An 18,779-nucleotide genomic window follows, 5' to 3' on the forward strand; every position below is an offset into this window, starting at 1 on the left:
GGCAACCCGACGGATCGGGTATCGGTCCGGTGTTCGAGGACACCGTCGATAGGGTTTGGGACATGTCGTGGTCGCAGAGCAACACCCATCACTGGGACGACTGGTCGCTGGCCGACCTCGTCGCGGCCAAGCAGGGCCAGCGGGTGAGCCTCGTGGTCCCGGCGCGCAACGAGGCCGCGACCGTGGGCGGCCTGGTCGACAAGCTGCGCACCAGCCTGATGGAGACCTCGGACCTGGTCGACGAGCTCGTGGTCATCGACTCCGACTCCTCCGACGACACCGCACGGATCGCCGCCGACGCCGGTGCCGACGTCTACGCCTCGGCTGCGATCCGGCCGGAGCTCGGCTCCTACCCCGGCAAGGGTGAGGCGATGTGGAAGTCGCAGTTCGTGACGACCGGTGAGCTGATCGTCTTCATGGACGCCGACCTGACCGACTGGGACACCCATTTCGTACGCGGCCTGGTCGGCCCTCTTCTCAACGATCCGAAGATCGAGCTGGTCAAGGGGTTCTACAGGCGCCCGGGGGAGCACGGCCTCGACGGCGGCCGGGTCACCGAGCTCGTCGCCCGCCCGCTGCTGGCTCTCCACCGCAGGCCGCTGCGGGACCTGATCCAGCCGCTGGCGGGGGAGTGGTCGATCCGGCGCTCGCTCTTCGAGCGGCTGCAGGTCCCGACCGGCTACGGCGTGGAGCTCGCCGCCCTGGTCGACACGATGGACACGCGCGGGATGGACGCGATCGCCCAGGTCGACCTCGGCCAGCGCGACCACAGCCACCAGGATCTCTTCGATCTCGGCCTGATGGCGACCCAGATCGTGGGCATGATGTCGCGCCGCCTCGGCACCGGTCCGGCGGGCGACGACGTCGAGATGCGGCAGTACATCCCGATCGACGGCTCGACCAAGGTCGTCGACCGCTCCGTGAGCCTGCTGGAGCGGCCGCCGGTGCGCGACGGCTCGGGCGGTATGGTCGCCTGATGCTGCGCCTGGGACGACACGCCTTCGGTGACGAGGATGCGCTCATGATGGCGATCGTCAACCGCACCCCGGACTCGTTCTTCGACAAGGGAGCGACGTGGGCCGAGGACGCGGCCTTCGAGCGCGTACGCCTGGTGGCCTCCCAGGGCGCGGAGATCATCGACATCGGCGGGATCAAGGCCGCCCCCGGCGCCGAGATCGGTGCCGCGGAGGAGAAGGCCCGCGTGGTCGACTTCGTCGCCCGGGTGCGCGAGGAGTTCCCGTCGCTGGTGATCTCGGTCGACACCTGGCGCGCCGAGGTCGGCGACGCGGTGTGCGCGGCCGGCGCCGACCTCCTCAACGACGCCTGGGGTGGTGCCGACCCCGAGCTCGTCGACGTCGCCGCTGCGCACGGCGCCGCGATCGTGTGCACCCACACCGGCGGCGTGACGCCGCGGACGCGGCCCTACCGGATCGAGTACGACGACGTGGTCCGCGCGGCGATCGACGACACCCTCGGCTACGCCCAGCGGGCCCTCGACGCCGGCGTCGCCAAGGACTCGATCGTGATCGACCCCGCCCACGACTTCGGGAAGAACACGTTCCACTCCCTCGAGATCACCCGCCGGCTCGGCGAGATGGTCGCGACCGGCTGGCCGGTGCTGGTCTCGCTCTCCAACAAGGACTTCGTGGGGGAGACGCTCGACCTGCCGGTCGGGGAGCGCCTCCTCGGCACCCTGGCCGCGACGACCGTGTGCGCGATGGCCGGTGCCCGTATCTACCGGGTCCACCAGGTGCCGGAGACCCGGCAGACCGTCGACATGGCCTGGACGATCGCCGGCCGGCGACGTCCGAAGCGAGCGATCAGGGGGCTGCAGTGACACGAGTGGCGCTGGTTCCCGGATGCCTGGCCCTGCTGCCGGAGTACGCCTCGCTCGAGGATCCCGTCGACGAGCTCCGCTCGGCCTGCCTGGCCGCCGCGGCCTGGCTGGGCGAGGGCGTACGTGTCATCGCCGGTGCGCAGGGCGCCCGGGTGGCGGCTTCGCTGCTGGCCGAGGTCGGCACGGCTCCGGTGGGCAGCGGCGAGGCGGCCTACCTCATCGTCGCCAACGGCTCGGCCCGCCGCAGCGAGAAGGCGCCCGGGCACCTCGACCCGCGGGCCGCCGGGTTCGACGACGTGCTCGGCACGGCGCTGGCGACCCCCGACCCCGAGGCGCTCGGCGCGCTCGACCTCGGGCTGGCCGATGAGCTCTGGGCGGACGTCGGCCCGATCGTGGAGGCCGCCTCCCTGCTGCGCACCGTCAGGACGGTGGCGGTCGACTACGACGACGACCCCTACGGCGTGCGTTACTGGGTTGCCCGCTGGGAGGGGGATCTGGGGTAGTCCGGTAGCGAACTGTCCATTTACCGGCGAGTAATAGACAGTTCGCTACCGGACTACCCCTGCCTGGCCGAGCAGGTCGGCGAGCCCTGCAGCGTAGATCTTCGGCGTGACGTCACCCAGCATGATCCGCTGCAGGATGAAGCCCGGTAGCAGACCGGTGAGGACCATCGCGATCCGTTCGGGGTCGGCGCCACGGCGGAACTGGCCCGCGTCGATGGCCTTCTCGGCGTAGTTGTGCCAGGCGGCGCGGATGCGACGAGCCTCGGGGGCCATGAGCGCGTGGATCTCCGGGTCGCGCGCGGCCTCCGCCCAGGTCTGTAGCGCGATCCGGGGGAGGTCGACTCCCAGCTCGGCGCCGAGATCGAGGACATGCTGGGTGGCGGCCTCGATCGCCCACTCCGGCGGGGGAGCGTCCATGCCGGAGCCCTCTTCGGGGATGAGGCGGTTGATCGCGTCGGTGACACCGGTCAGGCCGGACTGGGCGATCGCGTGGATGATGTCGTTCTTGCCGCGGAAGTAGGTGTAGACCGAACCTGCCGAGAGGCCGGACTCCTTGACGACCGCGGCCATCGTCGTCTTGTGGAAGCCGTCGCGCTCCACGCAGCGCAGCGTCGCCGCGATGATCTGCTGGCGTTTCTCAGCACGGTGCTGCTCGCTGACCTTGGGCATGTGAAGAGAGTACCTCAAAAGAAAACGAACATTCATTCTTGATAAATCTTGCGGAGGAGAGGAGAGTTCCCCCAAAGAGAATGAACATTCGTTTTTTTAAGAAGGAACAGACATGCCCAAGTCAGTGCAAGCCGTGATCGGGGTCAGCCTCGGTCTGGTCACCCTCCTCACCCTGCTCATCACCGCATTCGCCTGGCCCTCCAGCGAGATGGAGCCACGGGCGCTGCCGTTGGCCGTCGCCGGTCCGGAACAGGCCGTCGCCCAGATCGAGACGCAGCTCGCCGCCACTGCGGGCGAGGACGCCTTCGACGTCATCGCGGTCGCCGACCGCGACGCGGCGGTCGAGGCGATCGAGGACCGCGAGGCGTACGGCGCGATCGTCGTCGCCCCGGAGGGCCAGGAGGTGCTGACCGCGACCGCCGCCAGCGCCAACGTCGCCCAGCAGCTCACCGCGATGGCGACGGCGATGGGCGCCGAGACCGGCACCGCCCCGAAGGTGACCGACGTCGTCGCTGCTCCTGAGGACGACCCGCGCGGACTCGTCTTCGGCACTGCGGCGCTGCCCCTCGCGCTCGGCGGCATCATGGCCGGGGCGATCACCTCGCTGGCGCTCAAGCGCACCCGCGACCGCGTCGCCGCGGCCTTCCTCATCGCGATCGGAGGCGGGCTGGCGATGACCGGAGTCATCCAGGGTTGGCTCGGCGCTCTCGAGGGCACCTACGTGGTCAACGCAGGCGTCATTGCCCTGGGCATCCTCGCGGTCGCGCTGCCGATCGTGGGCCTGCGCCACTTCATCGGCATGGCCGGCGTCGGGATCATGGCGCTGCTGATCATGTTGGTCGGCAACCCCCTCTCGGGCATCTCCTCGGCCCCGGAGATGATCCCGCTCGGTTGGCTCGGCCAGCTCCTGCCGCCGGGTGCGACCGGCTCGGCCCTGCGTGGCCTGTCCTTCTTCGACGGTGCCGGTTCCACGGTTCCGCTGATCGTGCTCGCCTGCTGGGCTGGCGCGGGTCTGCTCCTGACCCTCCTCCCGCACCGTGAGAAAGGCGGCTCGGAGACCGAGGAGAAGGTGGGTGACCTGGAGCCCGTAGCAGGGTAGAACTGTGGGGATGACTCATCCACACGAGCCGGTCGGCGAGTGGTGGCGCGACCAGGTGGCCGCGCTCCACCGCTGGGGCCGGCTCGTGCTGCGTGACGAGGACGACGCGGTCCACCAGATGCGCGTGACCGTACGCAGCCTGCGCAGCGTCCTGGCGACCTACCGCCCGCTCCTCGACGCGGAGCGGACCGAGCCGCTCCGCGAGGAGCTGAAGTGGCTGGGTGCCCTCCTGGGAGACGTACGCGACACCGAGGTGCTGCGCAAACGGCTGGCGCGCTGGGTGGCCAAGCACGGCCCGGGACCGACCGCTGTCGACGCACTGCGGGCGGCGCTCGCCGAGCGCCAGGCCCAGGAGCGCGCCCGGCTGCTGCCGGAGCTGGACGGTGAGCGCTACCGCGCCCTGACCGCCGCCCTCGCCGCTGCCGACGGTCTTCCCTGGTCGGAGGGCGCCCCCGGCAAGAAGGCGTTGCGAAAGCGGGTCCGCCGGAGCTGGCGACGTCTGGTGGCTGCTGTCGACGCAGCCGATCACACTGACGACGCAGCCGAGCGTCGCCGGCGGCTCCACGAGGTGCGCAAGAGGGCCAAGCGGGTCCGCTACGCGGCCGAGTCGCTGGGCGCGGTCTTCGGCAAGGACGCCGAGCGTCTCGCCGGTGCCGCCAAGTCGGTTCAGTCGAACCTCGGCGACCTCAACGACGCCGCCGTCATGATCCGGACGATCGCGCTGGTTCCCGCGCCCGACGACGCCATCCGCGAGCTCCTCGAGGCCGAGGAGGCCGCCGCCGAGGACGCCGAGGAGCGGTTCGCCTCCGTCTGGAAGGAGGCGAACCGCTCGAAGGTCCACGGCTGGCTGAGTTCCTGAGTCAGCCGACGGGGAAGTCGAAGTAGGTCTCGGGGAAGGGCTCCTCGACCAGCGAGTAGTGCCACCACTCGTTCTCGTAGCGGCTGAACCCGCACGACTCCATCACCGAGCACAGGTGCGACCGGTTGCGGGCCGCGACCTCGGAGACTCCGGTCGCGCCGTGGTGGGAGATCTCGTCCATCAGGTCGTGGTCACCACCCATGTCGAGCAGCGCACCGGTGGCCAGCGAGAAGAGGGTCAGGTCCACGGTGCTGCCGCGGCTGTGGCCGGACTTCGTGGCGACGTACCCCTTCTCGAACATCTCCGGGCGGGTGATCGCCGGATAGTGCACGGGCTTGCGGGGATCGTTGTCGCCCGCGGGCTCGGCGGCCCAGCGCAGGAACGCGTCGACGGCGCGCTGGGGGCGGTAGCCGTCCCACAGCAGGATCCCGAAGCCGAGGGTCGCGGCCTTGTCGCGCGCCTGGGCGAGTGCGGCGCACAGCTCGCGGGTCCCGACGATGCGGTTCACCAGGTAGCCGTCGACCGGCTTGCCGGTGAAGTTGTCCCAGGTGGCGTACTTGCTGTCCCAGCGGACGCCCGGCACCAGCTCGTCGACGAAGGTGAAGCCCTCCCTCATCGGACCGTCTCCTCCAGCGCGAGGGTGACCGCACGGTCGAGGAGCTCGGTCATCGAGATCCCGGCCGCCGCCATCATCCGCGGGTAGCGGCTGTAGGAGGTGAGCCCGGGCAGCGTGTTGACCTCGTTGAGCACCACGGTGCCGTCGGCCTTGAGGAACATGTCGACCCGCGCCAGCCCGCGGCAGCCCAGCGCGCGGTAGACCCGCTGCGCCTCGGCCTTGACCAGCTCCTGCGCCTCGGCCGGGATGTCGGCGGGCACGATGAAGGTCGCGTTCTCCGAGCCGGTCTCGGGAGCGTCCTCCTGGTGGATCTTGAAGAAGCCGTGCGTGAGTGCGACGTGGTCGACCTCGCCGGTGACCAGCTCGCCCTCGTTGCCGAGGATCGCGCAGCCGATCTCCTCGGCGACGACCCCCTCCTCGATGAGCACCTTCTCGTCGTAGCGTCGTGCGGTCGCCACCGCGGCCTCCAGGTCCGCCGCCGAGGTCACCTTGCTGACCCCGAACGAGGACCCGGAGCGGGCGGGCTTCACGAAGACCGGATAGGGGAGTACGCCGGGATCGCCAAGAGTCTGCACCGTGTCGCCGGGGGACAGGGTCCAGAACGTCGGTGTCGGGATCCCCGCCTCGCCGACGACCGTGTAGGCCAGCGACTTGTCCATGCACAGTGCCGAGCTCTGCACGTCGCAGCCGACGTACGGGATCCCGGAGAGCTCGAAGAGGCCCTGGATCGCGCCGTCCTCGCCGAGCTTGCCGTGCAGGACCGGGAGCACGACGTCGAGCCGGATGGTCTCGTAGCGGCCCTCGTCGAGGACCAGCAGCCCGTGGATGCTGCGGTCGGGGGAGAGCACGACCGGGCGGTGGGCGCCGTCCTCCCAGCTCGCCTCGGGGCCGTCGCACAGGCGCCAGTCGCCGCTCTTGGTGATGCCGATCCAGTAGGCCTCGTACTTGTCGGCGTCGAGGAACCGGTTGACCTCCTGCGCCGACTTCACCGAGACGGGGTGCTCCTCGAAGACGCCACCGAAGATGATGCCGACCTTGAGCTTAGACATGCGGAAACCTGCTTTCGAATTCACGACAGTTCACGATGGAGTTCTCGACCGTGTCCAGGAGGGCATGGTCGGTGAAGTAGGCGATATGGGGGCTGACCAGCACATTCGGCATCTCTTGGAGCCGCGCCAGCCAGCTGTTGGGGAGCTCGCGTCCGCGGAGGTCGGCATAGAAGACGCCCTCCTCGCCCTCGATGACGTCCAGGGCCGCGCCGCCCAGCCGGCCCTCCTCGAGCGCGGTGATGAGCGCCGGCGTCTCGACGAGCGCGCCACGTGCGGTGTTGACGACGTACGCACCGGGACGCATCCGGTCGATCCGCCGCCGGTCCAGAAGATGGTGCGACTCCTCGCTGAGCGGCGCGTGGAGGGTGATGATGTCGCTGCGCTCGACCAGCGTGTCCAGATCCACGTGCTCCACCCCGGCGATCGTCGGCCGGGGCCGGATGTCGTAGGCGAGCACGTCGCCGCCGAACCCGCGCAGCCGGTCGATGACCGCGGCGCCGATCCGTCCGGTCCCGACCACGCCGACGGTCAGGTCGCGCAGCTCGCGGCCACGCGTGGTCGCGGGACGGTAGTCGTGGACGTCGGTGCGCCGGATCGCCGCCTTCGCCCGGCGCAGCGACATGAGCATCAGCATCAACGTGTAGTCGGCCACGGAGTCGGGCGAATAGGCGACGTTTCCGACCGTTATCCCGATGCTCGCCGCGAAGTCGACATCGATGTGGTCGAGACCGACGCTACGCGTTGAGATATACCGGACACCGCTGCCTTTCAGCGCGAGAAGCGTCTCATTCGATATCGGCGACTTGTGACTGACGCTGACGCAGCGGTCTCCGGCCGCGAGCGCGGCATTCTCCTCGCAGACCGGCTCGGTCGTGGTCCTCAGGACGACGCCGAGAGAAGGTGCCAAGGAGTCGAAAAGGAGGCTCTCATCAGGGGCGCAGCCGTAGACCGTGATCCCGACGGTGGGCGGGATCACGGTCGTCTCCATCGGCTCGGTGGTCGCCGTCAGGGTCGGCTCGTGGTAGATCATCCACGCCAGCAAACCTCAGCTGCGGTTGCGGTCCCGTATGGAATTTCCGATATGCCGACGATAGGCAGGCCTGTGATCCCGGGCTGACTTATCGTCCGTATATCGATGAGCGGATACGCTCCGGCAACGTAGGATTTCGAACACTGTTGGGATGATTCCCCTCAGCTTGGACGAGATCGCCTCCTTGGTCGGCGGGAAGGTCGTCGGCGACAGCTCGGTGACCGTGAGCGCGCCGGCCGTGATCGACGGTCGCGAGGCCGACCCGGGCGGCCTCTTCGTCGCGTTCGCGGGTGAGCACACCGACGGTCACGAGTACGCCCCACAGGCCGCCGAGGCCGGTGCCGTCGCCGTGCTCGGCTCCCGCCCGACGGCGCTGCCGACGGTGGTCGTGGACGACGCGCAGGCCGCGCTGCAGCTCCTGGCCGCCCACGTCGTCGCGCTGCTGCGCGAGGAGCTGACCGTGGTCGCGGTCACCGGCTCCCAGGGCAAGACCAGCACCAAGGACATGATCGAGGCCGTGCTGGCGAGCGCGGCACCGACCGTCGCGACCTCCGGCTCGTTCAACAACGAGCTCGGCGTACCGCTCACGATGCTGCGCGCCGACGCCACGACGAGGTTCCTGGTGCTCGAGATGGGGGCCCGGCACATCGGCGACATCGCCGACCTGACCGGCCTCGTTGCGCCCGACATCGCGGTGGTGACCAACGTCGGCCAGGCCCACCTGGGCGAGTTCGGCTCGCGCGAGGCGATCGCGGCGGCCAAGAGCGAGCTGGTGCGGGGCATGGCGAGCAGCGGCACCGCCGTGCTCCACGCCGACGACCCGCGGGTGCTCGCGATGAGCGACCTCACCGCCGGCCCGGTGCTCGCCTTCGGCGCCGGCGAGCGGGCGAGCGTACGCCTCGGCGACCTCGCCCTGGACCGGCTCGGCCGGCCCTCGTTCACGCTCCAGAACGACGACGATAAGGCGGTCGTCACGCTCCCGTTCGTCGGTGCCCACTGGGCCCTCAACGCCGCGGCCGCCGCGGCGGCGGGGCTGGCCGCCGGGGTTCCGCTCGAGCAGGCCGCGACCGCGCTCCACACCGCCTCGATCTCGAAGTGGCGCATGGAGCTGCGCGCGCTGTCCAGCGGTGCGACGCTGATCAACGACTCCTACAACGCCAATCCCGAGTCCACCCGCGCCGGCCTCGACGCGCTCGCCTCGATCGACGCCAGGCGCCGCATCGCCGTGCTCGGCGAGATGCTCGAGCTCGGCGAGACGAGCCGCGACGCGCACCACGAGATCGGGACGTACGCCGCCACCCGGGCCGACCTGGTCCTCACCATCGGCGAGGCTGCCGCCGTCATCGCGGACGGTGCGGGGCAGCAGGCGGTCGCCCTGCCCGACAACGCCGCGGCGATCGACTGGCTGCGCCGCCACCTCGCCCCCGGCGACGTGGTGCTGGTCAAGGCGTCCCGCGGAGCCCGCCTCGACCAGGTAGCCGCCGCGCTCGTCTAGCTCGAGGCCCGCCGCGAAGCCCACCGGATTCGGGTGAGGCGGCGCGACCGCCGTCGCGCCAGCGTCGAGCCATGACGACAGCTCCTCGTGATGCCACGGCCGCCATCGCCGACCAGCAGCGTGCGCTCCTGAAGCGCTTGCCGTTCTCGGACACCGAGGACTTCGACGACGCCGACAGAGGTCTCCTCGGGCGCCGTCGACCCAACGCCGTCAGCGCCGAGGACGGCCGCGTGGTGTGGGACAACGACACCTACGCCTTCATCGAGGGCGATGCGCCGGACACGGTCAACCCGAGCCTGTGGCGACAGTCGAGGCTGGTCGCGGCGGACGGACTCTTCGAGGTCGTTCCCGGTCTCTACCAGGTGCGCGGGCTGGACCTGTCGAACATCAGCTTCGTCGAGGGCGAGACCGGTGTGATCGTGATCGACCCGCTCATCTCGACCGAGACGGCCGCAGCCGCGCTCGCGCTCTACCGCGAGCACCGCGGCGACCGGCCGGTGACCGGGGTGATCTACACCCACTGCCACGTCGACCACTTCGGCGGCGTCAAGGGCGTCACCACCCAGGAGGACGTCGATGCCGGGAAGGTGCCCGTGCTCGCACCCGAGGGATTCGTCGAGCACGCGGTCTCCGAGAACGTCTACGCCGGCACCGCGATGGGACGACGTGCCGGCTACATGTACGGCGCCGCGCTGCCCCGCGGCCCTCGGGGAGCGCTCGGAGCAGGGCTCGGACAGACCACGTCGACCGGCACGGTGACCCTGATCGCGCCGACCCTCGAGATCACGACGACCGGCCAGGAGGAGGTCATCGACGGGGTCCGCATCGTCTTCCAGATGGCGCCGGGCACCGAGGCCCCCGCGGAGATGCTGTTCTACTTCCCCGACCTCAAGGCACTGTGCGCGGCCGAGGACGCCACCCACACCCTGCACAACCTCCTCACCCTGCGCGGTGCGTTGGTCCGCGACCCGCACGTGTGGTCGAAGTACCTGACCGAGACCATCGACCTGTTCGGGGCCGAGGTCGAGGTCGTCTTCGCCTCCCACCACTGGCCGACCTGGGGCAACGAGCGGGTGGTCGAGTTCGTCTCGCTCCAGCGTGACCTCTACGCCTACCTGCACGACCAGACGCTGCGGATGCTCAACAAGGGCCTGGTCGGCTCGGAGATCGCCGAGCAGATCACGCTGCCGCCCGCCCTCGAGAACGCGTGGTCCACCCGCGGCTACTACGGCTCGGTGAGCCATAACGTGAAGGCGATCTACCAGCGCTACCTCGGCTGGTTCGACGGCAACCCCGCCCACCTGTGGGAGCACACCCCGGTCGAGAAGGCCAAGCGGTACGTCGGCCTCGGCGGCGGCGCGGACGCCGTGGTCGCGAACGGGCAGGCTGCCTACGACGAGGGCGACTACCGCTGGGCGGCGGAGGTGCTCAGCCACGTGGTCTTCGCCCAGCCCGACCACGCAGCGGCTCGCGACCTGCTCGCCGACACCTTCGAGCAGCTCGGCTACGGCGCGGAGAACGGCACCTGGCGCAACTTCTACCTCTCCGGTGCCTACGAGCTCCGCAACGGCCAGTTCGGCACCCCCACGGTGACCGCGGCTCACGACATGGTCGCCCAGCTCGGCCCCGAGATGCTCTTCGACGCCATGGCCGTCCAGGTCGACGGCCCCGCGGCGTGGGAGGAGAAGCTCAGCATCGACGTGGTGATCACCGACACCGGCGAGCGCTACCGCCTGCGCCTCGTCAACGGCGCCCTCACCTACAGCTCCGCTCCGCAGACCGGCGACGCCGACGCCACGCTCACGACGAAACGGCGCAGCCTGCCCGTCCTCGCGATGGGTACGCCCACTCCCGAGCGGCTCGCCGAGGCAGGCATCGAGATCGCCGGCGACCGCTCCGCGCTGGGCAGGCTCACCGCCGTGCTCGATCAGGGCGACCCCGACTTCGCCATCGTCACTCCCTGAGCCCGGCGGGGACGCGGAGGGTCGCCACAGGCGGTCGAGCCGGTGGCGACCACCTGGCGCGCGCCCGCCACCACGGCCACGACAGGATCGCGGCGGCGGTGGCGCCACCGGCGTTGAGGATCACGTCGTCGACCGAGGAGACCCGGTCGAGCACCAGGACGTACTGCAGCACCTCGATCGAGACCGACACCGCGACCGCCAGGCTCAGGACCCGCCACACCGAGCGCAGCCCGCGGAACCGGATCGGGGCGAAGAAGCCGAGGGCGGCGAGCAGGATCAGATTGCCGACGATGCCGATCCGTCCCATGGTGGGCATGTCGGTGAACGGCTCGAGGCTGACGGCTCCGGAGACGAGGCCCGCCTCGCTGCCCGGAACCATCGTCAGCAGCAGCCCCGGCACGGTGCCGTAGACGATGGCGACCTCCGCCAGCGAGTGGCGCCAAGCCCGGCGCCAGGCGACGCCGAGAACCCGACGCAGCACCGCCAGCACCGGCACCGCCAGCGCGGCCACCGGAAACGCCAGCACCGTCAGCACGACGATGCCCGTCTCGGTCAGTGAGCCCGATTCGTTCACGATCATCCGAGGTCCTCTTTCCCGATCTTCCTGCTCGTCATCTTCGTCATCTTCGTCATCGACCCCGCCGGCTCATGTAGAGTTCGAAGGCCCGGTAGAGGATCGGCCGCAGCGGCAGGTCCCACTCGCCCACGTACCTCACCGCCCGCCCGCCGGTGCCGACCTTGAACTGGATCAGGCCGACGTGGGAGTCCTCGGCGGACAGGGTCGGGGTGATCCCGCGCAGGTCGTAGACGTCGCACCCGGCGGCCAGCGAGTCTTGGATCATCGCCCATTGGAGGGCATTGGAGCCGCGTACGTCCCGCTTCTCGGTCGAGGAGGCGCCGTAGAGGTACCAGGCGTGACCGCCGACGCGGACATAGATCGTCGCGGCCACCAGGTCGCCGTCGTGATGGGCGAGGTAGAGCCGGATCCGCCCGGGGTCCTCGGGCGCCAGCGCCGCGAACATCTTCTCGAAGTAGGCGAGCGGCCGGGGCGTGAACCCGTCGCGCCCGGCGGTGTGGACGTAGAGGTCGTGGAACGCCTTCAGGTCCTCGCCGCCGGCCGAGGTGGTCACCTCGACGCCGGCCTTCGCGGCCTTCTTGATGTTGCGCCGCCACAGCTGGTTCATGCCGCGGAGCACGTCGTCCTCGGACCGCGCGGTCCCGTCCGGGTGCCGCAGCGGGATCTCGTACGTGAACTGCGGCTGCCCCGCGCCGAACCCGTCCTCGGGGTTCTGCGGGATCCAGCCGGAGTCGCGGAGGTAGCGGGTCACCTCGGCGCCGACCGGGTCGGGGCGGCCGGGGACGTCGGTGAGGCGGGCGACGCCGGGGTCGGCGATGCCCTCCTTGACCTGCGTCGCGTCCCAGGTGTCGGTGGGCACCGGGGGAGCGACCCGGATCGCGAACGCGCCCTGCGAGCGCAGGTAGGAGACCAGCGGCGGGAACCAGACCGTGAGCCCGCCGGCCCAGTCGATGTCGGGACCCCACGGCAGGTAGGCCAGCGTGCAGCCCAGCCGCGGCACCGGCCGGTGCAGCACCAGCCCGGTCCCGGCGAGCCGGTCGCCGGCGTACCAGCCCAGCGACTCGCCGCGCCACTCGGGCTTCACCTCGGCCCAGGCCGGGGTCTGCAGGAAGCTGACCGAGCGCCGCGACCTGACGTGGTCGAGGTGCTCGGCGGGGCTGATCGGTCGGACAGTGAAGGTCACCGTGCCAGTCAACCCGTCCGGGTGTCGTCAGGGCGTATGACATTTCGAATACGTCAGCGATATGTCATCGACCTAGGATCAGAGCATGCGGGTGCTGGTGGTCGAGGACGAGCCGTTGATGGCTGGAGCGATCCGGGACGGCCTGAGGCTGGAGGCGATCGCCGCCGACATCGCCGGTGACGGCGACACGGCTCTGGAGCTGCTGAGCGTCAACGCCTACGACATCGCGGTGCTCGACCGCGACATCCCCGGGCCCTCGGGCGACGAGGTCGCCAAGCGCATCGTCGCCGCCGGCACCGGGATGCCGATCCTGATGCTCACCGCCGCCGACCGGCTCGACGACAAGGCCTCCGGCTTCGAGCTGGGCGCCGACGACTACCTGACCAAGCCGTTCGAGCTGCGCGAGCTGGTGCTGCGGCTGCGGGCGCTCGACCGGCGCCGCGCCTACAGCCGGCCGCCGGTGCGGGAGATCGCCGGCCTGCGGGTCGACCCGTTCCGGCGGGAGGTCTACCGCGAGGGCCGCTACGTCGCGCTGACCCGCAAGCAGTTCGCGGTGCTCGAGGTGCTCGCCGCCGCCGAGGGCGGCGTGGTCAGTGCCGAGGAGCTGCTGGAGCGGGCCTGGGACGAGAACGCCGACCCGTTCACCAATGCCGTACGCATCACCGTCTCCGCCCTGCGCAAGCGGCTCGGCGAGCCCACGATCATCGCGACCGTGCCGGGTGTCGGATACCGGATCGATGTCGACTCCTAGGCGCCCGGGCATGAGCGTCAGGCTCAAGCTGACGCTGAGCTATGCCGCGGTCATCGTGGTCACCGGGGTGCTGCTGCTCGCGGTGGTGTGGGTCTTCTTGCTGCGCTACGTCCCCGACGGGGTGTGGATGGAATGGCCGCAGCAGCCGGGGAGGCCGAGTGCTCCCTTCGTCCCGAACCGCTCCGACCTGGAGCGCGCGTTCGTGCCACGGGCCGCCACGATGATGGGCTTCCTGCTCGTGTTCGGGCTGGTCGGGGGCTGGATCCTCGCCGGCCGGATGCTCGCGCCGCTGCGGAGGATCACCGACGCCACGCGTACGGCCGCGACCGGCTCCCTCTCGCACCGGATCGAGCTCGAGGGCCCCGGCGACGAGTTCCGTGAGCTCGCCGACGGCTTCGACGACATGCTCGAGAAGGTCGAGTCGCAGGTCGCCGAGCAGCAGCGGTTCGCAGCCAATGCGTCCCACGAGCTGCGCACCCCGCTGGCGATCACGCAGACCCTCCTCGACGTCGCCGCCAAGGACCCGAACCGCGACGTCGACGAGCTCGTCGACCGGCTCCGGCTGATCAACTCCCGCGCGATCGACCTCACCGAGGCCCTGCTCGTCCTCAGCCGTGCCGACCAGCGTTCCTTCGCCCGGGAGCGGGTCGACCTCTCGCTGGTCGCCGAGGAGGCCGTCGAGACGCTGCTGCCGCTGGCCGAGCAGCGCGGCGTACGCATCGAGACCTCCGGTGAGCAGGCCGCGGTCAGCGGCTCGCCGGCCCTCCTGCTGCAGCTCGCGACCAACCTGATCCACAACGCGATCGTCCACAACCTGCCCGAGACGGGGTCCGAGGCCGGGTCGGTCTCGGTCACGGTCGCTGCCAGCGAGAGGAGCGTGGTCCTCACCGTCGCGAACACCGGTGAGGAGCTCTCCCGCGAGCTCGTCGCCACGCTCACCGAGCCGTTCCAGCGCGGCACCCAGCGCATCCACGGTGACCACGCCGGCGTCGGTCTGGGGCTGGCGATCGTCAAGAGCATCACCCGTGCCCACGACGGCAACCTCGCGGTCCTGGCCCGGCCCGGCGGCGGGCTGCGGGTCTCGGTGGAGCTGCCCCGGATGCCCTAGAGAGGTCCGTCGACGACCGGGGTGCCGTGGGTGTGGAAGGACTCGATCGTTCTCAGGCCCCAGGCCTGGCCCTTGGCACGCTCGGCCTCGGTCCAGGTGATCAGCGGCCAGTCGGGGGCCAGGACCAGCCGGGTCAGCGGGTTGCACAGCTCGATCCGGTTGCCGCCGGGCTCGTAGACGTAGAGGAAGAACGTCTGCTGGATCGCGTGCTTGTGCGGTCCGGTCTCGATGAACACGCCGGTGTCGAGGGCGAGGTCGGCGGCCCGCAGGATGTCCTCGCGGGTGTCGGTGGCGAAGGCCAGGTGGTGCAGCCGGCCGGTCGACCCGGTCCAGTCCTCGGTGTAGACGAGGTCGTAGGACTTCTGGGTGAAGGTCGACCAGCGGGCGCCGATGTGGCCGTCGTCGAGCCTGATCTGCTCGGTGGGCCGCGCGCCGAGGGCGTCGATCACGAAGCCGGTCGTCGCCTCGACGTCGCGGGCCAGGTAGTTGATGTGGTCCAGGCGCCGCACCGCGACCCCGTGGCCCGGCTTGGCCTGGGGCTGGTTCTTGAGCCCCGGCCGGAGGTCGTCGGAGGGAGCCTCCCAGTAGTCGGTCTCGTGATAGAGCGCGAACTCGTGCCCGTCGGGGTCCTGGGTCACCCACAGCGGCCCGATGCCTGGCTCGTCCTGCTGCCACTCTCCGCGAGCCCCGGTGGCCTCGACCGCCTCGATCCGACGCTCGAGCGCCTCGGGTGAGGAGCACCGCAGTGCCGTACGTCCGATGCCCGGAGTGGCGCGCCCGGTGACGACGACGCTGTGGTGCTCGTAGTCGTCCCAGGTGCGCAGGTAGGTGTGGTCACCGTCCTGATCCGAGACGGTCAGGCCGAGGAAGTCGGTGAAGAACGCGACGGTCTCGGCCGGCTTCGGGGTGAAGAGCTGGGCGTGGCCGATGTGTGCCACCTCGCCCAGCGGTGGGCGGGTGGGGGAGTCGGCGACCATCCGCCTGAGCGAGCTCAGGTTCTCCGGAACGGGGTGGGGCATGGTCACTCCCTTCAGTGAGCCGGGATGGCGGCGGCCTCGGCGGCCAGCCGGGCCTTGCGGGTGGCCGGGCCGAAGATCGCCAGGGCGAGCGCCCCGACCACCCAGGTGCCGGCGATGAAGTAGAAGACGGCCTGGTAGCCCAGCCCGCTGTAGAGCCCGGCGATGATCAGCGGGCCGGCCGCGTTGGAGAGCCGGCCGAGGCCGTAGGAGACCGAGGTGCCCAGCGAGCGGCCCCTGGTGTCGTAGAGCTCGGGGGAGTAGGCGTAGGCCAGGGCGGTGTAGCCGCGTTCGAACAGGTTCACCAGGAACCCGAAGGCGACGATCAGCAGCGGCGTGAAGGTCAGCCCGTAGAGCAGACCGGAGCCGGCGATGATCAGGCCGAAGACGACCAGGCACCACTTGCGCTCGTAGCGGTCGGTGACCAGCGAGGCCAGGAAGGAGCCGAGCGGGGCGCCGATGGTGGTCAGGGCGACGTAGAAGATCGAGTCCTCGACGCTGACGCCCTCGGCTGCGAGCAGCGTGGGTGCCCAGGACGAGAAGCCGAAGAAGCCGATCGTCTGGGAGATCCACAGCACCGAGAGCAGGATCGTCGGGTAGAGGAACCGCTTGTCCTTCAGCATCGCCAGCCCGGCCCTGGTGGCAGGGCCGTCCTCGACCGGTGCCGCCGGCTCGGGCAGCGGGCCGTGCTCGGCGGCCGCGTCCCGCTCCAGGCCGACCAGGATCTCCTCGGCCTCCGCGTGGCGACCCCGCGACTCCAGCCACTGCGGCGACTCGACCAGGCGGCGTACGAAGAAGAGGAAGAGGACACCGAGGGCGCCCCACAGGAAGACCAGGCGCCAGGTCCAGTCGGCGATCGGGACCACCGCGGAGGCGATCAGGTTGGTCGCCGGGGTGCCGCAGATGCCGATGACGATGACGTAGGCCTGGAACTTGCCGCGCTTGGCGCGCGGGAAGAGCTCGTTCATGTAGACCACGGCCACCACGGTCATCGCGGAGAGCCCGGCGCTGGTCATCACCCGGAAGAAGCCCATCGCGACGATGTCCCAGGCGAAGACGCTGGCGAAGGACCAGATCGAGAACCAGATCGTGGTCGCCACGAGCGTACGTCTCCGGCCGAGCCGGTCGGCCAGGCCGCCGGCCACCACGGACCCGAGGAACATGCCGACGAAGGAGAGGGAGGTGACGTACGCGATGTGGTTGATCGTCACGCCCCACTGCTCGCGCATCACCGGTGCCGTCGTGGCGAAGGTGTTGATGTCGGCGAACTCGAAGAAGTAGGCGAACGCCAGGGCGACGGTGGCGAGCTTGTGGAACCGGGAGATGGGCAGCCGGTCGAGCCGGTTGGCTGCGTTGGTGGGGGTGGGATCAGGCACTGTGCTCTCCTTCGGGCCAGTACAGGCGCATGGGGTTGTCCACGAGCAGCGCCTGCTGCAGCTCGGGTGTGGGGGCGATGTGTGGAATGTGGTCGACCAGCAGCCCGTCGTCGGGCATGTGGTCCTTCAGGTTGGGGTGGGGCCAGTCGGTGCCCCACAGGACGCGGTCGGGGAAGCGCTCGACGACCTTGCGGGCGAAGGGGACGACGTCTCGGTAGGCCTCGGTCTCGCCATCGAGGGCGGCGGGTCCGGTCACGGTCAGGCGCTCCGGGCAGGAGACCTTCACCCAGACATCGCCTGCCGCGACGAAGTCGAGGAACTCCGCGAACTCGGGTCCCTCGGGATCCTTGGTCACATCGGGCCGGCCCATGTGGTCGACGACCAGCGGCACCGGCAGGCTCGCGAAGAAGTCCTTCAGGTCGGGAAGGTCCGCGGCCTCGAAGTAGATCACCACGTGCCAGCCGAGCGGGGCGATCCGGGCCGCGATGGTCTCCAGCACCTGGGTGGGCGTGACGTCGACGAGGCGCTTGACGAAGTTGAAACGTACGCCACGCACCCCCGCCTCGTGGAGGCCGGCCAGCTCCTCGTCGCTGACGTCGGCACGGACGGTCGCGACCCCGCGGGCCCTTCCTCCGGAGTGCCGCAGGGCATCGACGAGGGCGCTGTTGTCGGCGCCGTGGCAGGTCGCCTGGACGAGGACGTTGCGGGCCAGGCCGAGGTGGTCGCGGAGCGCGAAGAGCTGGTCCTTGGAGGCGTCGACCGGGGTGTACTTGCGCTCGGGCGCGAACGGGAACTCGGCCGCGGGGCCGAAGACGTGGCAGTGGGCGTCGACCGCGCCCTCGGGGAGCGTGAAGGTGGGCTCGGTGGGTCCTTCGAACCAGTGCAGCCAGCCGGGGGTGACCATCGGATCAGTCCTTGTAGGTGAGGCCGAGCGCGTCGAGCGCGGGGCGCATGTCGTAGATGTCGAGGCCGAGCTCCCCGGCTTCGAAGCGGGCGCGCTTGCCGGCCTCGGCCTCCTCGCGCCGGCGGGAGGCCTCGGCGACCTGTGCCGCGCGGGCGGCCGGGACGACGACCACCCCGTCGGCATCGGCGACGACGACGTCACCGGGGTTGACCAGCGCGTTCGCGACGTTGACCGGGACGTTGACCGAGCCGAGGGTCGCCTTGACGGTGCCCTTGGCGTTGATCGCGCGGGAGAAGACCGGGAAGTCCATCGCGCGCAGCTCGTCGACGTCGCGGCAGCCGCCGTCGATGACCAGGCCGCGGGCGCCGCGGCTGCGCAGCGAGGTGGCCAGCAGCTCGCCGAAGAAGCCGTCCTCGGACTCGGTCACGCAGCCGGCCACGACGACGTCACCGTCCTGGACCTGCTCGGCGGCGACGTGCAGCATCCAGTTGTCGCCCGGCTGGAGCAGCACGGTCACGGCCGTGCCGCAGAGCCTCGCGCCCTCGTAGACCGGGCGGAGGTAGGGCCGCATCAGCCCGAGCCGCCCCATCGCCTCGTGGATGGTCGCGACGCCGAACTCGGACAGCGCCTCGACGGCCGCGGGGTCGGCGCGGTCGATGGTCGTGTGAACAACTCCGAGCTCGTGCACGGTGGTCTCCTGGTTGGGGTGGGTGGCGGGGGTGGCGGGGTGTAACACGCTGTTC

Annotated in this window: 19 protein-coding genes; 9 read left to right on the top strand and 10 right to left on the bottom strand. The window is 70.4% G+C overall.

Annotation, left to right across the window (positions count from 1 at the left end; genetic code table 11):
• Window positions 1-62 precede the first annotated feature (62 nt).
• Genes ACZ6WN_RS17170 through ACZ6WN_RS17180 form a run of 3 tightly spaced genes read left to right on the top strand, consistent with a single transcriptional unit; the run spans window position 63 to window position 2,340 of the window.
• A complete protein-coding gene (locus ACZ6WN_RS17170; protein ID WP_465866193.1) occupies window positions 63-977 on the top strand; it encodes a glucosyl-3-phosphoglycerate synthase in 915 nt (304 codons plus the stop codon).
• Window positions 977-1,837, top strand: a complete 861-nt coding sequence (folP, locus tag ACZ6WN_RS17175; RefSeq protein ID WP_465866194.1) for a dihydropteroate synthase — start codon at window positions 977-979, stop codon at window positions 1,835-1,837. Before ACZ6WN_RS17170 ends, folP begins: the two co-directional genes overlap by 1 nt.
• Window positions 1,834-2,340 (top strand): class III extradiol ring-cleavage dioxygenase family protein, encoded by a 507-nt coding sequence (locus ACZ6WN_RS17180; RefSeq protein WP_465866195.1) that lies wholly within the window; start codon window positions 1,834-1,836, stop codon window positions 2,338-2,340. Before folP ends, ACZ6WN_RS17180 begins: the two co-directional genes overlap by 4 nt.
• A 45-nt stretch (window positions 2,341-2,385) precedes the next feature.
• On the opposite strand, the gene ACZ6WN_RS17185 is transcribed toward ACZ6WN_RS17180, so the two are convergent.
• Window positions 2,386-3,009: a TetR/AcrR family transcriptional regulator gene (locus ACZ6WN_RS17185; RefSeq protein WP_465866196.1), complete on the bottom strand. Its 624-nt coding sequence runs from the start codon at window positions 3,007-3,009 to the stop codon at window positions 2,386-2,388.
• A 112-nt stretch (window positions 3,010-3,121) separates the two neighbouring features.
• On the opposite strand from ACZ6WN_RS17185, the gene ACZ6WN_RS17190 reads away from it, so the two are divergent.
• Both ACZ6WN_RS17190 and ACZ6WN_RS17195 read left to right on the top strand, forming a co-directional pair.
• Window positions 3,122-4,108: a hypothetical protein gene (locus ACZ6WN_RS17190; RefSeq protein WP_465866198.1), complete on the top strand. Its 987-nt coding sequence runs from the start codon at window positions 3,122-3,124 to the stop codon at window positions 4,106-4,108.
• A gap of 10 nt (window positions 4,109-4,118) precedes the next feature.
• A complete protein-coding gene (locus ACZ6WN_RS17195) occupies window positions 4,119-4,967 on the top strand; it encodes a CHAD domain-containing protein (protein WP_465866199.1) in 849 nt (282 codons plus the stop codon).
• A gap of 1 nt (window position 4,968) precedes the next feature.
• Here the strand turns inward: ACZ6WN_RS17195 and vanX are convergent, their stop codons facing one another.
• The 3 genes from vanX to ACZ6WN_RS17210 are packed head-to-tail and all read right to left on the bottom strand — an operon-like array spanning window position 4,969 to window position 7,620.
• Window positions 4,969-5,583, bottom strand: a complete 615-nt coding sequence (vanX, locus tag ACZ6WN_RS17200) for a D-Ala-D-Ala dipeptidase VanX (protein WP_465866201.1) — start codon at window positions 5,581-5,583, stop codon at window positions 4,969-4,971.
• Window positions 5,580-6,632: a D-alanine--(R)-lactate ligase gene (gene vanA / locus ACZ6WN_RS17205; RefSeq protein WP_465866202.1), complete on the bottom strand. Its 1,053-nt coding sequence runs from the start codon at window positions 6,630-6,632 to the stop codon at window positions 5,580-5,582. The genes vanX and vanA overlap by 4 nt, the downstream gene beginning before the upstream one ends.
• Window positions 6,625-7,620 (bottom strand): D-isomer specific 2-hydroxyacid dehydrogenase family protein, encoded by a 996-nt coding sequence (locus tag ACZ6WN_RS17210; protein WP_465866610.1) that lies wholly within the window; start codon window positions 7,618-7,620, stop codon window positions 6,625-6,627. The genes vanA and ACZ6WN_RS17210 overlap by 8 nt, the downstream gene beginning before the upstream one ends.
• Window positions 7,621-7,813: 193 nt before the next feature.
• Between ACZ6WN_RS17210 and ACZ6WN_RS17215 the strand changes: the two genes are divergently transcribed.
• Both ACZ6WN_RS17215 and ACZ6WN_RS17220 read left to right on the top strand, forming a co-directional pair.
• Window positions 7,814-9,157, top strand: a complete 1,344-nt coding sequence (locus tag ACZ6WN_RS17215) for a UDP-N-acetylmuramoyl-tripeptide--D-alanyl-D-alanine ligase (RefSeq protein WP_465866203.1) — start codon at window positions 7,814-7,816, stop codon at window positions 9,155-9,157.
• A gap of 71 nt (window positions 9,158-9,228) precedes the next feature.
• Window positions 9,229-11,121, top strand: a complete 1,893-nt coding sequence (locus tag ACZ6WN_RS17220) for an alkyl/aryl-sulfatase (RefSeq protein ID WP_465866204.1) — start codon at window positions 9,229-9,231, stop codon at window positions 11,119-11,121.
• On the opposite strand, the gene ACZ6WN_RS17225 is transcribed toward ACZ6WN_RS17220, so the two are convergent.
• Both ACZ6WN_RS17225 and ACZ6WN_RS17230 read right to left on the bottom strand, forming a co-directional pair.
• Window positions 11,111-11,701 carry a VanZ family protein gene (locus tag ACZ6WN_RS17225; RefSeq protein WP_465866206.1) on the bottom strand — a complete coding sequence of 197 codons (591 nt, stop codon included), beginning with the start codon at window positions 11,699-11,701 and terminating at the stop codon, window positions 11,111-11,113. The two genes, ACZ6WN_RS17220 and ACZ6WN_RS17225, sit on opposite strands and share 11 nt — an antisense overlap.
• Window positions 11,702-11,750: 49 nt before the next feature.
• Complete coding sequence (locus tag ACZ6WN_RS17230; RefSeq protein WP_465866208.1) at window positions 11,751-12,881, bottom strand: lipid II:glycine glycyltransferase FemX; 1,131 nt, start codon at window positions 12,879-12,881, stop codon at window positions 11,751-11,753.
• 85 nt (window positions 12,882-12,966) lie between these two features.
• On the opposite strand from ACZ6WN_RS17230, the gene ACZ6WN_RS17235 reads away from it, so the two are divergent.
• Window positions 12,967-13,632 (top strand): response regulator transcription factor, encoded by a 666-nt coding sequence (locus tag ACZ6WN_RS17235; protein WP_465866210.1) that lies wholly within the window; start codon window positions 12,967-12,969, stop codon window positions 13,630-13,632.
• 10 nt (window positions 13,633-13,642) lie between these two features.
• Window positions 13,643-14,740 carry a sensor histidine kinase gene (locus ACZ6WN_RS17240; protein ID WP_465866211.1) on the top strand — a complete coding sequence of 366 codons (1,098 nt, stop codon included), beginning with the start codon at window positions 13,643-13,645 and terminating at the stop codon, window positions 14,738-14,740.
• Here ACZ6WN_RS17240 and ACZ6WN_RS17245 read toward each other — a convergent pair.
• From ACZ6WN_RS17245 to ligK, 4 genes are read right to left on the bottom strand one after another with little or no spacing between them, the layout of a single operon-like run.
• Window positions 14,737-15,759 carry a VOC family protein gene (locus ACZ6WN_RS17245; RefSeq protein ID WP_465866212.1) on the bottom strand — a complete coding sequence of 341 codons (1,023 nt, stop codon included), beginning with the start codon at window positions 15,757-15,759 and terminating at the stop codon, window positions 14,737-14,739. The genes ACZ6WN_RS17240 and ACZ6WN_RS17245 overlap by 4 nt on opposite strands.
• Before the next feature lie 11 nt (window positions 15,760-15,770).
• Complete coding sequence (locus ACZ6WN_RS17250) at window positions 15,771-17,132, bottom strand: MFS transporter (protein WP_465866214.1); 1,362 nt, start codon at window positions 17,130-17,132, stop codon at window positions 15,771-15,773.
• Window positions 17,125-18,036 (bottom strand): amidohydrolase family protein, encoded by a 912-nt coding sequence (locus ACZ6WN_RS17255; RefSeq protein ID WP_465866215.1) that lies wholly within the window; start codon window positions 18,034-18,036, stop codon window positions 17,125-17,127. The genes ACZ6WN_RS17250 and ACZ6WN_RS17255 overlap by 8 nt, the downstream gene beginning before the upstream one ends.
• 4 nt (window positions 18,037-18,040) lie before the next feature.
• Window positions 18,041-18,772, bottom strand: coding sequence for a 4-carboxy-4-hydroxy-2-oxoadipate aldolase/oxaloacetate decarboxylase (gene ligK, locus ACZ6WN_RS17260; RefSeq protein WP_465866216.1), 732 nt, complete (start codon window positions 18,770-18,772; stop codon window positions 18,041-18,043).
• Between the last annotated feature and the right edge of the window lie 7 nt (window positions 18,773-18,779).

Source organism: Nocardioides sp. NPDC054178 (assembly GCF_055585005.1).

Coding starts and splice junctions, on each gene's coding strand:
- ACZ6WN_RS17170 (WP_465866193.1), top strand. CDS start 63: ATGTCGTGGTCGCAGAGCAACACCCATCACTGGGACGACTGGTCGCTG.
- folP (WP_465866194.1), top strand. CDS start 977: ATGCTGCGCCTGGGACGACACGCCTTCGGTGACGAGGATGCGCTCATG.
- ACZ6WN_RS17185 (WP_465866196.1), bottom strand. CDS start 3,009: ATGCCCAAGGTCAGCGAGCAGCACCGTGCTGAGAAACGCCAGCAGATC.
- ACZ6WN_RS17190 (WP_465866198.1), top strand. CDS start 3,122: ATGCCCAAGTCAGTGCAAGCCGTGATCGGGGTCAGCCTCGGTCTGGTC.
- ACZ6WN_RS17195 (WP_465866199.1), top strand. CDS start 4,119: ATGACTCATCCACACGAGCCGGTCGGCGAGTGGTGGCGCGACCAGGTG.
- vanX (WP_465866201.1), bottom strand. CDS start 5,583: ATGAGGGAGGGCTTCACCTTCGTCGACGAGCTGGTGCCGGGCGTCCGC.
- vanA (WP_465866202.1), bottom strand. CDS start 6,632: ATGTCTAAGCTCAAGGTCGGCATCATCTTCGGTGGCGTCTTCGAGGAG.
- ACZ6WN_RS17210 (WP_465866610.1), bottom strand. CDS start 7,620: ATGGAGACGACCGTGATCCCGCCCACCGTCGGGATCACGGTCTACGGC.
- ACZ6WN_RS17215 (WP_465866203.1), top strand. CDS start 7,814: ATGATTCCCCTCAGCTTGGACGAGATCGCCTCCTTGGTCGGCGGGAAG.
- ACZ6WN_RS17220 (WP_465866204.1), top strand. CDS start 9,229: ATGACGACAGCTCCTCGTGATGCCACGGCCGCCATCGCCGACCAGCAG.
- ACZ6WN_RS17225 (WP_465866206.1), bottom strand. CDS start 11,701: ATGATCGTGAACGAATCGGGCTCACTGACCGAGACGGGCATCGTCGTG.
- ACZ6WN_RS17235 (WP_465866210.1), top strand. CDS start 12,967: ATGCGGGTGCTGGTGGTCGAGGACGAGCCGTTGATGGCTGGAGCGATC.
- ACZ6WN_RS17240 (WP_465866211.1), top strand. CDS start 13,643: ATGAGCGTCAGGCTCAAGCTGACGCTGAGCTATGCCGCGGTCATCGTG.
- ACZ6WN_RS17245 (WP_465866212.1), bottom strand. CDS start 15,759: ATGCCCCACCCCGTTCCGGAGAACCTGAGCTCGCTCAGGCGGATGGTC.
- ACZ6WN_RS17255 (WP_465866215.1), bottom strand. CDS start 18,036: ATGGTCACCCCCGGCTGGCTGCACTGGTTCGAAGGACCCACCGAGCCC.